We start from the raw sequence: 14,392 nt of genomic DNA on the forward strand, positions 1-14,392 counted from the left end.
TGTCGGCTGTCCCCTCAAGGTTAAGTTCCGTTTGAAGCCAGTGTCAAGGAAACGGGCCGATACCGTAACGCACATGCAACACAATTGAATTAAGACCGCCTACGTCCGAGTTCGTCCAAGCGTGCGGGTTTATCGCAACAGGCCCGCGTACCACTCGATCAGCATCGATCCTGCCATAGCCGTGATCAGACCTCCTATTGCAAGAAAACTGCCATAGGGCAGTTCGGTCAGGCGATCGGCTCGTCCGCGTACCATTTGAATGACGGCAAAGACAGTTGCGGTGACCGTTCCGACAAACAGCGCCAGAACCGCCGGCCACCACCCGAAAAAGGCGGCGATCATTCCCAGCAACTTCACGTCTCCCATTCCCATTCCTTCGCGTTTCCGCAGCGCTTTGTACGCCCAGTGAAAGATCAGCAGCAACAACATCGCGCCGGCGACGGCCACCACCCGCCCAAGGACGACTGCCTCCGGTCCGGTGATGAACAGGTCTCCCGTGCTTCGTCCGGCGCCTGCCGAATTCAGCTTTACCTGGCGGTGTAGATGAATCTCTCCCTCGCCTGGCGCCAGGTACATGGCATGGACGCAGGTCAGGGCAAAGCCGAGGACGATTCCGGTGAGGGTGAAGCTATCCGGCAGCGTGTGTGTCTGCCAGTCCATGACCATCAGACCGATCAAAAGATATCCGGCCGCCAGCACGGCGAGGTCCAGAATGACGCGGTTCGTCTGGATCTGGTACTGGTTGCAGAAGTCGCATGTAAAGTTCCAGTCGCGCCACAGGATCGAGCCGGAGCGGAGAAACCAGAGCGCGGTTGCAAGTTCAACCGCCGGATACCGCCAGGAGATCGCCGCTTTGCAATCACGGCATCGCGCCCGCAAAATGACCCAGCTCAGTAGCGGAATGTTGTCGAACCAGCGGACTGTCTTGCCGCAACTTCGGCACATGGACCGTCCGCCGATGACCGATTCCCCCACCGGCAGCCGCGAGATACATACATTCAGAAAGCTACCCAACAGCAGCCCTAATACAAACGAACCGATCAGCACCAACGACGAGAGTTCCACCCCCGCAGTATAGGTCGACTCGTGAGGCGGCCGTGCGAAAGCTCATACAGAGCGCGAAGCCATACACTTACAGATATGCAACGTATGTTCCGTGTGATCGCTCTGACTCTGGGATCGATTCTTACGCTGATCGGAGTAGGGCTTGGACTCGCGGAAGGCTGGTTCCTGCTGCACGCAGAGCATACGCAGGCTGTGATCCTGATGATCGAGAACGATCATCCTCGTTTTCTCTTCAGCACCAAACAAAGTCGCCAGTACGAGATCACTTCCGCGAAAGCACTGCCCGGCCTGCACCGGGGACAGACCGTGGCGATTGTGTTTCGTCCGGATGATCCCACCGATGCTCACATCGAGGCCGGAACACCTCGATGGTTTCTCGCTTTGATTTTTTCCGGTATCGGAGTGTTGGTGACCTACGTAGGGCTGTATCTGAGCCGAAGAGAACGCGAAAGTCACGAACGCTAGTCTGGTTTATCCATTACGGTGGGTGCCCCACCCTCGCAACGGATGGCAATAACATTCATCCCTGCGATTCCCAACGACCTACAATCTCCCCATGCCATCAGGACTTGCCGTTATACAACTTGGGTTCATTTTGTGACTTTCAGTTGCGATGGTCGACGTCCATACCTGGAATCTAACGCAGCGAAAGATCTCGTCCTAGAATCACTTCGGTCTGCCAGTCAGAAGTACGAGGTTGAGGTCATCGGCTACGTCATCATGCCAGAACATGTCCACCTATTGATTGCACTTCCCGAAGAAATCTCTCTTGGGACTTTCATTCAGGTGCTCAAAGTCTCAGTCGCAAAGCGTTCTTCACAGAAACCATTCTGGTTACCTCGCTATTACGACTTCAATGTGCTGACTACTGCCAAGATTCGCGAAAAGCTTGAATACATGCATAACAATCCCGTCGTTCGAGGTCTAGTTCCCTCGGCCGAGATGTGGAAGTGGTCGAGCTACAGCATTCCTCTGGTTGTTTAAAGTTCTGCGGCTTCGAACCCCCCTAGCGTTGCGAGGGTGGGGCACCCTGGCAGGAGGTCGGAAAAATGCTCTAAAACTCAACGTGAGTCCGAACACTGGGCACCAGAACCGGCCCGCGGTCACGGTTATAGCCCGGATGCTCGATGTATTGCACTCCAAGCGTCATCGATAGTCCGCGAGCCAAGGCTGCCTGGTAGTACGTCTCCAGAATGTTCTCCCGCCCATAGGTGAGATTCCCGTCGCCAAGAAGAAATCCGAGACCACCGTATTTCAGGTAATTCTGGTGGTCCTGCTTGATGCCGTTGGTGACAAAAGCAACTCCCACTTTGTCCCGTGGACGCGACCAGCGCATTCCCGTGAGATCGGCGCCGGCTGCGACGGTGGAGTCCACCTCGGTATAAGCCCAGCTCTCATGCTGTCCTTCGTTCCATCCCCACCGTGCAAACGCGCGAAGATCGGAGGTGATCTCCTGCTCGGTGTTGATGCCGAAGCCGTATTTGACTGAGCTCTGGCGGTGATGCGCATCGATATCGGGTCTGACGTCTTTGCCGGCCAGATAGGCTTGTACCGCCTCACGATACCGTCCCATGTCGGCGTGGTTCACAAAGCTGAGGACGCGCACCATACCTTTGCGCTCCCGGGGGAGCCAATGCGACACCAGTCCACGGTGCCACTCGACCTCCGCGTTCTGCCCATTCGCGCGGCGCAGTGCCCAGTCCAGGTTGATGCCATTGGCGATTGTCGGCATCAAGGCAGTGGCATAGCGCGCTCCCCAGGCAGGGGACTGGTATTCGGCAACGAAGGCGTAGGTATACCCGCGAGTGTCCGCGGCGTAGTCCCAGGCGCCGTTGTTATCGACGGTCCAGTTGGTGAACTGAAAGTGAGAGTCGCTGCCGACAGCATTCTGATCGAAGACGTCGGGAAGGCTCATCTTGCCCAGCCGAAGTTCCAGACGGCGTGCCGGAACCTGGGTCGCCAGAGAGAAGGGGGTTCGTTCCGCCTCCACCATTTCATTAGTAAAGCCGATCGTCTGATGCACCTGGACGCGCGCGATGTACGGCTTGCTGCCAAGGTTCGGGTTACGGACGACGTCGAGATTGGTGAACCCTGCCAGTCCAAGAGCCTGGGAGATACCACGTCCGCCGGCCGACTCGATATCGAGAATCAGATCGGTGTTGTAACGAGTCTTCCGATGCGGCTGGGCGCCCAGAAACAAGGTTCCTACCAGCGATGTCTTGTACTCTCCACGGGCCTGCATGCTGTTGGAGCCGTCGTAGGGCGAGTGGAAGGGCGGATGTGCCTGAAAGATGATGTTGGCCTGTCCGGACGCATAGAGCGGTGAAACAGTGCTGTGGGGAAACAGAGTCCTGGACATATCGTCCGGCGTGCTCTGAGCACGGAGCGGAGCGCACACAGAGGCGCACGCAAGCAAAAAGTGAAGAGTGGTCTTGCACATGACTTTCGTTCCTGAGAGATCGTTATGACCCTGCTAAGCAATACAGGGAAGGGATGTGGCGCATCCTCGAGAAACCATACGGAGGATGCGCCAGGGTAAGTCGTCTTCGATCGTGGTTTCCTGCTGATCGACGGTCAGTGCTGTCCACATTCCTGCCAGCGGGCAGCGCTCATCTGCGGTTTCAATCCAGCGCTGGGTAATAGGTCTTCGGGCCTGCGTGGTCTTCGGTTGCAACAGCATGCGAATTTTTTGCGTCATGGGCATTCCTCCTTTCCTCGGATGTCTCCAAATGTGATGGTTGATATAGGATACCCCAGTAGGGTATAAAGAACGCATTAAATGTCGACCACGGATCGTGAAGCCCTGAAGTTGCTCAATCGCGTTCGCCGGCTGCGTGGCCAACTCGATGCGGTGGAGCGCGCCCTGACGAACAAAGAGGACTGCGCCGATGTACTGATGCTGCTGGCGGCGGTTCGGGGCGGAGTAAATGGTCTGATGGCTGAGGTGATGGAAGAACACATTCGCCACCACCTCGCCGAAGCTGGAGAAGTTCAGAGACCGATGTCGCCAGAGCTGGCTGAAGACCTGATCGACCTGCTCCGCTCATACCTGAAGTAGCCAGAGAGTGGCTTGGCCATGCTTCTCTTAGGCTTTGCTTCTGGCTCCGACGACGATCAGACCGATACCTCCAATCAGTGCGATGCCGCTCAGGACGGGCGGGATGGCGAAGCCGTGTTTCTCTTCGTGGCCGATCTGAACCGGGCCCAAGTCAACGTCTTTTTTGTGTTCCCTGAAGCTGAAGCCGCCCATGGTGAAGCCTGCAATTCCAATAAGAATCAATAGGATGCCGACAATCGTCGCTGCCTTCATCAGTTCTCCTTCATCCGTTCAAAAGCCTCGGATGCAGGTTTTGATTTCGCAGGATGTACGCATTTGACCTGGTATGGCGGTCGGTGTAGGTTAGCCATACACGGGAAAGGAGGATGATCCAGCCTATGAAATGTGACTCACACAGTTGTATCAATGTACGTGAGGTGACTGAGGCTTAAGGCGACCCGCCTTAGACCTGGCAAGACTCGTAGCTCCTGCCGAGGCCCCCGATAGGTGGGTACGCCTCAGGTCAATCTCAACAGTCCACCGCGCTATTACATGGCCTGCCGGTTCGCCGCAGGCCATGCGCGTTTAAGCCAAAGACGCGAAACGGTATCGCGACACCCAGCTTCTTTCGAAAGGTCCTAAAATAGCCCTATGGAACCCCTTGTTATCGCCGGAAAGGCCTTTCAGTCGCGACTCATTGTTGGCACAGGGAAGTACAAAGACGGCCCTGAGACCCAGCGTGCTATTGAAGCTTCGGGAGCCGAGATGGTGACGGTGGCGGTGCGGCGGGTGAATCTCGACCGGTCGAAGGAGAGCCTGCTCGACTTTATTGATCCGCAGCGCTACTTCCTGCTTCCCAATACCGCCGGTTGCTACACCGGCGAAGAGGCCATCCGGGCGGCCCGGCTCGGCCGCGAGGTAGGACTCTCCGACTGGGTAAAAATCGAGGTAATCGGTGACCAGAGAACCCTCTATCCGGATGTACAAGGAACGCTGTTAGCAACCCAGGTTCTCGTCAAGGAAGGCTTTACTGTTCTCCCATATACCTCTGATGACATTGTGTTTGCGAAACGTCTCATTGATGCCGGAGCGGCTGCGGTGATGCCTTTGGGGGCGCCGATCGGCTCTGGTCTGGGTCTCCAGAATGTCGCCAACCTGCGTATCCTGCGCGAGATGATCACCGAAGTTCCTCTGATCGTGGATGCCGGCGTCGGTACGGCTTCGGATGCTGCGATCGCTTTGGAGATGGGCTTTGACGCCGTGCTGATGAATACGGCGATCGCCCAGGCAAACGATCCCATTCTGATGGCGGAGGCCATGCAGCATGCGGTGCTTGCCGGCCGGCAGGCGTATCTGGCGGGACGTATGCCGCGAAAGCTTTACGCCACGGCCAGCTCTCCGCTCGAGGGGATCTCCCGCTAAGGGAGAAGCGTTTGCGGAAGTCGTTGTGAACACTCTCAGGGAGTGTTGTTTAGAGCATTTTCCCTGTCACTGGGTATCCCGACGGAGGGTGCAGTGGGGTTTTCATTGCGGAAAACGCCCATAGATGCTGAAGCCCTACACGACACCTACAGGGAAAATGCTCTGGCACTATGCCGGCGTATCTTCCGCAGGTAGACTGCCACCATGCGTGTCTTTGGAATCGACTGCGGCACCGAGTTCACCGGCTGGGGAGTCGTTGAGACCGATGAGAAGGCGCGCACTCCCCGTCTGGTTCCGGTCGCCGCGGGTGCGATCAAGCTGAACAAAAAGGATCGTACGCCGGTTCGCCTTCATCAGGTTTATACGGAGTTGGCTGGATTATTAGCCGCCTACGCTCCGGATGTTGTAGCGATCGAAGACGTGTTTTTCTCTGCGAATGTGAAGTCGGCCCTGAAGCTTGGACAGGTGCGCGGTGTGGCGCTGCTGGCAGCGGCTGCCTGTGACCTGCAGGTTGCCGAATATGCCCCCCTGAAGATCAAAAGCTCAGTGGTTGGCTATGGCCTCGCCAAGAAAGAACAGGTACAGTTCATGGTGGCGCGGCTTCTGGAGATTGAGAACCAGTTCGAGACGGCCGACGCTGCAGATGCGCTGGCGATCGCTATCACTCATATTCATACTTTGCAGACAGAGTCGGCGATATCGCTGGCAGGAGTACGATGACGCACGTTACCACGCTCTTCCTACTTGCTTTTGTGTTCCAGGTCCCTCCGGCGGCAGCACTGGCGTCCCCGGCGCCGCCGACCATCACGTTTACCTTTGACCGGCCGCAGGTGCAGACCACCCACTACGAGATCATTCTCGGAGAAGACGGAAAAGGGGTCTATCGAGCGCACAACCAGCAGGGCATCGATATGGAAGCGCCAATCGCCGTAAGCCAGCAGAATCTTGAGCATATCTGGGCGGAGGCGAAGGCCACCGACGGTTTCCGCAAAGTGCAATGCGAGACGCACCTCAAAAACATGGCGCAGACCGGCAAAAAAGTTCTTACCTGGACTGGGACTGGATCTTCAGACAGCGGGAGTTGTAGCTATAACTACTCCGACGATAAGGAGATTCAGAAGGTGACCTCCGTCTTTCAGGGGATCGCCCTCACCATGGAGACCGGTCAGCGCCTCGCATATCTGCACCGCTTCGACCGTCTGGGCCTGGATGCCGAGATAACCTCGCTCGGCAATTCGGTGAAGACCGGATGGGCGCTCGAGGTCCAGAATATTGAGCCGACATTGCGGAAGATCATCGAGGATGTGTCGTTGATGGAACGGGTACGCACCAAGGCTGAAGCTTTGCTGAATAACGGGAAGTAGAGCATTTTTCCTGTTGCTGGGTATCCCGGTAGAGGAGTGCAGCGGCGTTTTCATTTCGGAAAACGCCCATAGATGCGGAAGCCCTACACTACACCCACAGGAAAAATGCTCTAGCTCTTTCTGCGAACGATCTGAAACAGCGTAATTCGCTGTGTGCTTTCGTGATCGCAGGACCGGAACGAGGCAAGAACCTTTCTTATCCACATGCGTTAATACAAGTGAGAGAATGGGGGCCCTATGAACCGGTCCAGAGTAATACGCGGAATTCTGGTGGCGCTATTCGTGGTCGTTTGTGGAGTCATCGGGCTCGCCGGTCAGCAATCGGCTCCCGCTCCTGGAATGCGCGCCGCCCGTCTGAGCCTTGTACAGGGCAATGTGCAGGTGCTGTACGGCGATAACACCCAGATTGGTGAGGCCCAGGCGAACCTGCCGTTGATTGAAGGTCAGCGCATTGTTACCGCCGATGACGGCCAAGCCGAGATCGAATTTGAAGATGGCAGCATCGTGCGCCTGACACCTCAGAGCGCTCTGACGCTGGTCCGTATGAATACGGATCAGGGGAAATATCTGACACAGCTATCGCTCGACCAGGGGATGGCGTACTTCGAGCTGCGGATTGCTGACCAGAATGGATATTTCCTCAAGGCTGGGACGGCTTCGTTGACCCCGGTCGAAAACAGCTCCTTCCGTGTCAGCCTGGATCAGGCGCCTGTGGAAGTGGCCGTGATGCAAGGCAGCCTGCATGTGGAGCGCGAGGGCGGCTACAGCGCCAATATCCGTACGGGGGAGCAGTTTGAGCCGGATGCTGCCGACAGTGGACGGTATTTCCTGTCGAAGTCCGTACGCCAGGACAGTTGGGATAACTGGAACGAAGAGCGTGACCAGGCAGCCGCAAGCGAAGCGGCGCAACGTACCGAAGCCCGGAACGATTACGCCCAGGATTCCGGCTATGGCTGGAGCGATCTCGATGCCAACGGCAACTGGTATGACTTGCCTGGATACGGCCGTGTCTGGCAGCCTCCAATGGCTGTCGATATGAGCTGGGACCCCTATGGCTACGGGAACTGGGTCTGGTACCCGGGATACGGGTATATCTGGGCCTCAGGCTATGGCTGGGGATGGACTCCATTCTACTGCGGCTCGTGGTCCTATTGGGACAGTTTCGGCTGGGGCTGGATGCCTGCCGGCGGCTGCCGCCGTTGGGGTTGGGGCTATGGTGGCGGCTCCGTATGGACGGTCAACGTCATAAATCCGCCGCGCGTGTGGCAGCCGATCCGCCGGCCGATTCCTGGTCCGATTGGACCAGGCGGTGTACACCCGATCGTTCCGGTGCGGCGTGGACCGATTCAGGTGCATCCGATCGGGCGACGCGACCCGCGGCCGGTGATGTTTGCCGGAAAGCAGATTGATCCGTTGCGTCCCGTTGGCGGTCCGTATACGCCACGCGGAGGCTCAGCGGTCGGTTCGTCGCTGCAGAAGGATTTTCCAATGCGCAACCGGCAGCCGGTGATGGGGACGGTGCGCGCTCCAAGAGACGACAGCGGACGGGCAACGCGACCATCCGCGCTTCAGGACAATGGGTCAACGCCGACTCCGATTCAGGCGCAGCCGGTGCCACCGGTGGTGCCGGGCGGATGGAGAAGTGTAAGCCCGGGGGTAAATCAGGGGACGGTAAATCAAGGGGCGGGAAATCAAGGGGCGGGAAATCAAGGATCGAGGGGGCAGTCACCTCAGCAACCCGCGCAGCCGGTGACACGTCCGGCACCGGGGACGAATGTCGGGAATCCGGAGCGGCCAGTGGAGAGCCGTCCGGCACCGGGACACATCAATCAGCCTCCGGTGCAGCAGCAACCGCGTCCGCAACCGGTGCAGCGTCCTGAGCCACCGGCAAGCTGGCGGCAGTCTCAGCCTGCGCCGCAGCCAAGGCAGAGCGCACCGCCTCCGGCGCCTTCACCGGCTCCGGCGCCGGCTCCGTCCAGGCCTGCTCCTTCGTCGCCTCCGGCGTCGCAGCCCTCGCGTTCGCCTAAGTAGATCCGAGCAGTGCGCGGTAGAACTCGGCCATCTGTTCCAGGGAGAGCGCCTCTGCCCGCGCCTGCGACGGAATTGATGCAGGCCAGGCTTCCGTGAGCTGTTGCATCTTGAAGCCTGCGCTTCGCAGGTTATTGTTGAGCGTCTTGCGCTTCTGGGCAAACGACTGCTTCAAGAAACGGTCGAAGGCGGAGGCATCGTTAATGCCAAGTTCATGGAACCGTGGCGCAAAGGTAAAGCGAAGTACGGTGGAATAGACCTCCGGTGGAGGAGAGAACGCGCCGGGAGGCAAGGTGAAGAGATTTTCGACACGGCAGTAGAGCTGGGATGTTGCCGAAAGCAGACCATAGTCGCGATTGCCAGGAGTGGCTGCAACGCGTTCGGCGACCTCCCGTTGCATCATCACCACTGCCCGGCCCAGATGCGCTGATGCGGCGAAGAGATGCAGCAGGATATCCGACGTGATGTAGTAGGGAAGATTGCCGATTACGTCTGCTTTCTCTCCCTCCGCAATGAGCGAGGTGAGATCGGTCTCGAGGATGTCCTGATGGACGACCTGAATGTGTTCTCTGTCTGCATAGCGGGCAGCGAGCACGGGAGCGAGTTCATTATCGAGCTCAATCGCAATCAGCCTGGCTGCGCGTCCGGCGAGGATATCGGTAATCGCACCCTTGCCCGGACCGATCTCAAGTACGGTGCGGTGGCCGATGTCGCCAAGTGCATCTGCAATGCGGTGGCGGGCGGAGTCATCAACTAGAAAGTTCTGCCCAAGTTTCGGTTTGTGTTTCGGCATGGTGAGTTCAAAGCGTCCGGCAGTGTTGTACGTGCATCTCAGTTAGGGAGAAGCGGCCGTGAGATATAGACTAGCTGCTTCGGGAGAGAAGAACGAACGATGCATATTGTCTTTGCGGCCTCAGAGTGCACACCATGGGCGAAAACAGGCGGTCTGGCTGATGTTGTTGGTGCTCTGCCGCAGGCGCTGGTCCGGCTTGGGCATAAGGTTGAAGTCTTCCTGCCGTACTACCGCCAGGTTGCCAAGCTGGCGCCGCATGCCGGCGTGGTGCTGCCAAGCATTACGATTCCGTTTGAGTACTACAACCGCTTCGTCCGAGTGCTCGACGGTGGCAAGACGGAAGGCGTGCAGTATTACTTTATTGACTGCCCGGAGTTGTTCGACCGCGAGAGCTTCTATGCAACCCCGAGCGGCGACTATCCGGACAATGCAGAACGCTTTGGGCTCTTCAGCCGTGCAGTGATCGAAGCAACAAAGATCCTCGGCGTGCCTGACATCTTCCATGTGCATGACTGGCAGGCCGCGATGATCACTGTCTATTTGCGTTCGACCTATTTCTTCGATCCCGTCTTCCGCAAGGTGCCGACTGTTCTTACCATCCACAACGCCGGCTATCAGGGCTGGTTCCCGCCGCAGACAACGTCGCACCTGCTGCTTCCGTGGGACATGTTCACCATGGACAAACTGGAGCAGTACGACAATCTGAACTTCCTGAAAGGCGGTATCGTCTACGCTGACGCCATTACTACTGTGAGTCCGACGTATGCCCAGGAGATTCAAACGGCCGAATTCGGAAGCGGCCTGGAAGACACCTTGAGACGCCGCTCCGGTGATCTGGTGGGAATTCTGAACGGCGTCGATTATGAGCAGTGGGATCCTGCAACCGATCCTCTGATCGCCGACCACTATACGCCCGAGGATCTGGCAGGGAAGAAAGAGTGCCGTCGCGACCTGCTGCACGCCTTCGGTTTCGATGGCGTGCATGACGACACCGCTGTCATCGGGATCGTGTCGCGCTTTGCAACGCAGAAGGGTTTCGATTTCATCGCTCAGGCTGCGGAAGATCTGATGAAAGAGAATGTCGCTCTCGTAGCTCTGGGTACGGGGGAGGCCTATTACGAACATCTGTTAACCGAGCTTGCGGAGCGCTATCCGCAGAAGATGCGGGTACGTGTTGCTTACAACAACGTGCTGGCGCACAAGATTGAGGCGGGCGCGGATATCTTCCTGATGCCTTCCCGGTATGAGCCCTGTGGCCTGAACCAGATCTATTCCCTGAAGTACGGTACCGTCCCGGTCGTGCGTGCGACGGGAGGCCTGCAGGACACCATTGATGAGCAGACGGATGGCAGCGGGAATGGCTTTAAGTTCTCGGGATACTCCGCCTGGGCGATGCTTGATGCCATCAAGCGTGCGCTCAAGGCCTTCCAGGACAAGCCAATGTGGACTGCGATGATGCAGCGTGGAATGCGGCAGGACTTCAGTTGGGATGGGCCGGCGAAGGAGTATGTCAAGGTCTACGAGCGGACGATTATGAACCGTAGTTAGCCGCAGGGTCATCAAAGACCGTATGCCACAGACTTCAGCGATCACTGCAGGAGCCCGCATCGGGCATGTGCATCTGAAGGTATCCGATCTTGATCGGGCACTCGCGTTTTATCACGGAGTGCTCGGTTTTGAGATCACCGCCCGTCTGGGGGATCAGGCGGCATTTCTATCGGCCGGCGGGTACCACCATCACATCGGACTGAATACGTGGGAGAGCCGTGGAGGAAAACCGCCCGCATCTGGAACGACGGGGCTATATCACACGGCAATCCTGTATCCGACGCGTGCGCATCTGGCAGATGCTTTGCGCAGGTTGATTGCAGCGAAGATCCCGCTGGAGGGCGTTGCCGATCACGGTGTCTCCGAGGCGCTTTATCTGCGTGATCCGGATCAGAACGGGGTGGAACTCTACTGGGATCGTCCACAGGAACGGTGGCCAAGGACTGAATCCGGCGAGTTACAGATGTATACGCGGCCATTGAATCTGGAAAACCTTCTCGCTGAACCAGCCGTGTAGCGTTGCGGATCGCGGAGGAACGGGGCCTCAAGTGGTAAAATCGACAGGTGCCTGAAGGCAAAGATCTCACACGGAACTGGTAGGGAACCGCAATGTCCGGCCACTCAAAATGGGCAACAATCAAGCATAAGAAGGGCGCTCTGGATGCCAAGCGCGGCAAGATCTTTACACGCCTGATCAAGGAAATCCAGATCGCTGCGAAACAGGGCGGCGGTGATATTGACGGCAATCCTCGGCTGCGGACAGCAGTTGCCGCGGCTAAGGCTGAGAATATGCCGGCGGATAACATCAAGCGTGCCATCCAGCGCGGCACGGGCGAGCTCGAAGGCGCGACCTATGAAGAGATCACCTTTGAGGGCTATGGCCCCGGTGGCGTCGCGGTCATCGTCGAAGTGCTGACCGATAACCGCAACCGCGCCGTGAGCGAAATTCGTCACGCCTTCTCCAAGAACAACGGCAACCTGGGCGAGTCTGGCTCGGTAGGCTACATGTTCTCGAAGAAGGGTCTGATCGTGGTGGCGAAGGATGCGGTGGGCGAGGACAAGCTGACCGAGATCGTTCTCGATGCTGGAGCGGATGATCTCTCTGGTGACGGCGATAGCTGGGAAGTGCTGACCGCTCCGAAAGACTTCGAAGCCGTTTTGACGGCGGTGAAGGGCGCCGGGATCACTCCCGAGGTTGCTGAGGTAACGATGATTCCTTCGACCTATCAGAAACTCGAAGGTCCGCAGGCGGCTGCGATGAATCGTCTGCTGGAGACACTCGAAGATCTGGACGACACACAGAATGTGTACTCCAACTTCGATATGGAAATGGCCGAGGTGGCCGGCTGATTCACACTGCAGGAATATGAGTGGAGAGCCGCCGGCAGATTCGGCGGCTTTCTTCTGTACGGAGAGGAAAGCGTAAGTGAAGAAATGGATCGTGAGTTCGTTGATGAGTGCCGCTCTGGCGATGCCGGCGGTGGCACAGACCACCATACAGTCTCCCGTACGTGAAGTTGCCAGTCATCCAGGCTGGGAGTATGGTCCTCTGGTTCAGGGAGGCTTAGGCGTTACAGACAACCGTAGCGGCTACAAGTTCATCATGGCCGGTGTTCATGTCGGTAAGGTGCTGACGCCAGAACTCGGTTCCGGTTTCTTTAAAGGACAGTTCGAGTTTGCAGCAGAGCTGTTTCCGTACTGGCAGTCGAATGTGCCGACGTTCCAGCGCGTGAAGTGCAACTCGTCGCTGACTGTCTGCTCGCCTCCCTATACCGTGGGCGGAACATATCACGGCGCGTCGTTGACGCCAGTCATTCTGCGCTGGAATCTGACCAGCCACCGTAGAGTTATGCCCTGGGTGCAGGGCGCAGGCGGCCTGATCTGGACGAACCATAAGTATCCTCCGTATGGTTCCGCAACGGTCATCAACCTGGCGAATGCAGGACCGAACTCTGAGACTTCGGTTTGGAATTTCACGCCCCAGGCAGGCGTGGGCATGCATTATTTTGTGAAGCCGAGGCGTTCTATCGATTTTGGCGCCAATGCGGTCCATATCTCCAATGCGTCGATGGGCGACCGGAATCCTGGAGTGAATGTGACGCTGCAGTTCAACGTGGGATACACATGGTGGAAGTAGGGAGTCCCATCATTGAATGCGTTCCGAACTTCTCAGAGGGTGTAAGCCCGGAGAAGGTACGCGCCATTGTGTCCGCCATGAAGGTGGAAGGCGTGAGCCTGCTGGACTATTCGCTGGACAACGACCATAACCGTTCCGTGGTAACCATCGCCGGAGCCCCCGAGGCGGTGGCGGAGGCAGCCATCCGTGCGGCAGGGAAGGCAGCGGAACTGATTGACCTGACTCGCCAGGAAGGCGTCCATCCACGTATCGGCGCCGCCGACGTAATTCCGTTTGTTCCGGTGGCGAACTACGCCCTTCCGCAGTGCGCCATGCTCGCCCGTCAGGCCGGCCAGCAGATCTGGCTGCGGTATGGGATTCCCGTGTATTTTTACGAGGCTGCTGCGGCTCGTCCCGACCGTGTGAACCTCGAGGACGTACGGCGGGGCCAGTTCGAAGGGCTGCGCGACGCGGTTCGCAAGGATGCGGCTCGCCGGCCAGACATTGGTGGGCCGGAGCTGCATGCAACCGCCGGAGCTTCCGCCGTCGGAGCGCGTAAGTTCCTGATCGCATACAACATCTACCTGCATGACCCGGATGTCGCGATTGCCCGAGCTATCGCCAAGGAGATCCGCGCCTCCGGCGGCGGCATGCATGGCATCAAAGCAATGGGTGTATTGGCCCAGGGCCGGGCACAGGTCAGTATGAATATTACGGACTTTCAGCGCACTCCGGTCGCCGAGGTTCATGAGCGCGTCCGCCAGCTTGCGGCCCGCCACGGTTCAAGCATCGCCGATGGCGAACTGATTGGTCTGATTCCGGAACAGGCGTATGATCCGTCTTCGGCCTGGGTAAATCAGGTTCCGGGATTTGATCCAGAGGTCAAGGTACTGGAACGGCGGCTAAAGCATCCCCTCAAATGGCCGTAAAGGTAACCGAGGCTGGGTTACATCCGTCTGAACATGAGAGAGAATCACTGTAGCCAGTGAACTGGCGGCAGAACCCCCAAGATAGAAGGA

The 14,392-nt window shown here is 57.9% G+C and carries 17 protein-coding genes; 12 read left to right on the forward strand and 5 right to left on the reverse strand.

Translation table 11 applies throughout. The features are described 5' to 3' along the window. Positions 1–129: 129 nt before the first annotated feature. Positions 130–1,047 (reverse strand): prepilin peptidase, encoded by a 918-nt coding sequence (locus AB4Y89_RS03130; RefSeq protein ID WP_442299862.1) that lies wholly within the window; start codon positions 1,045–1,047, stop codon positions 130–132. 93 nt (positions 1,048–1,140) lie between these two features. Between AB4Y89_RS03130 and AB4Y89_RS03135 the strand changes: the two genes are divergently transcribed. Then, positions 1,141–1,530 carry a DUF3592 domain-containing protein gene (locus AB4Y89_RS03135; protein ID WP_442299440.1) on the forward strand — a complete coding sequence of 130 codons (390 nt, stop codon included), beginning with the start codon at positions 1,141–1,143 and terminating at the stop codon, positions 1,528–1,530. A 42-nt stretch (positions 1,531–1,572) separates the two neighbouring features. Next, a complete protein-coding gene (locus AB4Y89_RS03140; protein ID WP_442299441.1) occupies positions 1,573–2,049 on the forward strand; it encodes an REP-associated tyrosine transposase in 477 nt (158 codons plus the stop codon). A gap of 70 nt (positions 2,050–2,119) precedes the next feature. Here AB4Y89_RS03140 and AB4Y89_RS03145 read toward each other — a convergent pair whose 3' ends face one another. Beyond that, on the reverse strand, positions 2,120–3,424 hold the full coding sequence (locus AB4Y89_RS03145; RefSeq protein WP_442299442.1) for a carbohydrate porin: 1,305 nt from the start codon (positions 3,422–3,424) through the stop codon (positions 2,120–2,122). Positions 3,425–3,538: 114 nt separating this feature from the next. Then, positions 3,539–3,763, reverse strand: a complete 225-nt coding sequence (locus AB4Y89_RS03150; protein WP_442299443.1) for a hypothetical protein — start codon at positions 3,761–3,763, stop codon at positions 3,539–3,541. Positions 3,764–3,844: 81 nt separating this feature from the next. On the opposite strand from AB4Y89_RS03150, the gene AB4Y89_RS03155 reads away from it, so the two are divergent. Beyond that, positions 3,845–4,123, forward strand: a complete 279-nt coding sequence (locus tag AB4Y89_RS03155) for a metal/formaldehyde-sensitive transcriptional repressor (protein WP_442299444.1) — start codon at positions 3,845–3,847, stop codon at positions 4,121–4,123. 27 nt (positions 4,124–4,150) lie between these two features. Here AB4Y89_RS03155 and AB4Y89_RS03160 read toward each other — a convergent pair whose 3' ends face one another. Further along, entirely contained in the window at positions 4,151–4,375 is a 225-nt protein-coding gene (locus tag AB4Y89_RS03160; RefSeq protein WP_442299445.1) for a DUF3185 domain-containing protein, read from the reverse strand. Between the two features lie 378 nt (positions 4,376–4,753). On the opposite strand from AB4Y89_RS03160, the gene AB4Y89_RS03165 reads away from it, so the two are divergent. From AB4Y89_RS03165 to AB4Y89_RS03180, 4 genes are all read left to right on the forward strand, one after another. Continuing rightward, positions 4,754–5,524, forward strand: a complete 771-nt coding sequence (locus tag AB4Y89_RS03165) for a thiazole synthase (protein ID WP_147648476.1) — start codon at positions 4,754–4,756, stop codon at positions 5,522–5,524. A gap of 204 nt (positions 5,525–5,728) precedes the next feature. Continuing rightward, positions 5,729–6,244 carry a crossover junction endodeoxyribonuclease RuvC gene (gene ruvC / locus AB4Y89_RS03170; RefSeq protein WP_442299446.1) on the forward strand — a complete coding sequence of 172 codons (516 nt, stop codon included), beginning with the start codon at positions 5,729–5,731 and terminating at the stop codon, positions 6,242–6,244. Beyond that, positions 6,241–6,888, forward strand: coding sequence for a hypothetical protein (locus AB4Y89_RS03175; protein WP_442299447.1), 648 nt, complete (start codon positions 6,241–6,243; stop codon positions 6,886–6,888). The genes ruvC and AB4Y89_RS03175 overlap by 4 nt, the downstream gene beginning before the upstream one ends. Positions 6,889–7,125: 237 nt before the next feature. Next, on the forward strand, positions 7,126–8,919 hold the full coding sequence (locus AB4Y89_RS03180; RefSeq protein ID WP_442299448.1) for a DUF6600 domain-containing protein: 1,794 nt from the start codon (positions 7,126–7,128) through the stop codon (positions 8,917–8,919). On the opposite strand, the gene rsmA is transcribed toward AB4Y89_RS03180, so the two are convergent. Next, the gene (rsmA, locus tag AB4Y89_RS03185) at positions 8,912–9,709 is read right to left on the reverse strand and encodes a 16S rRNA (adenine(1518)-N(6)/adenine(1519)-N(6))-dimethyltransferase RsmA (RefSeq protein WP_442299449.1); all 798 of its coding nucleotides are present in this window, start codon (positions 9,707–9,709) and stop codon (positions 8,912–8,914) included. The two genes, AB4Y89_RS03180 and rsmA, sit on opposite strands and share 8 nt — an antisense overlap. 99 nt (positions 9,710–9,808) lie before the next feature. On the opposite strand from rsmA, the gene glgA reads away from it, so the two are divergent. The 5 genes from glgA to ftcD all read left to right on the forward strand — a co-directional run bounded on the left by glgA (position 9,809) and on the right by ftcD (position 14,302). Then, a complete protein-coding gene (gene glgA / locus AB4Y89_RS03190) occupies positions 9,809–11,257 on the forward strand; it encodes a glycogen synthase GlgA (protein WP_442299450.1) in 1,449 nt (482 codons plus the stop codon). Positions 11,258–11,279: 22 nt separating this feature from the next. Then, positions 11,280–11,774, forward strand: a complete 495-nt coding sequence (locus tag AB4Y89_RS03195; protein WP_442299451.1) for a VOC family protein — start codon at positions 11,280–11,282, stop codon at positions 11,772–11,774. Between the two features lie 92 nt (positions 11,775–11,866). Beyond that, positions 11,867–12,607: a YebC/PmpR family DNA-binding transcriptional regulator gene (locus AB4Y89_RS03200; protein WP_442299452.1), complete on the forward strand. Its 741-nt coding sequence runs from the start codon at positions 11,867–11,869 to the stop codon at positions 12,605–12,607. A gap of 76 nt (positions 12,608–12,683) precedes the next feature. Further along, entirely contained in the window at positions 12,684–13,394 is a 711-nt protein-coding gene (locus tag AB4Y89_RS03205) for an acyloxyacyl hydrolase (RefSeq protein WP_442299453.1), read from the forward strand. After that, a complete protein-coding gene (gene ftcD, locus AB4Y89_RS03210) occupies positions 13,382–14,302 on the forward strand; it encodes a glutamate formimidoyltransferase (RefSeq protein WP_442299454.1) in 921 nt (306 codons plus the stop codon). The genes AB4Y89_RS03205 and ftcD overlap by 13 nt, the downstream gene beginning before the upstream one ends. Positions 14,303–14,392: the final 90 nt, after the last annotated feature.

The organism is Terriglobus sp. 2YAB30_2 (assembly GCF_052114765.1).
Classification (GTDB): Bacteria; Acidobacteriota; Terriglobia; order Terriglobales; family Acidobacteriaceae; genus Terriglobus.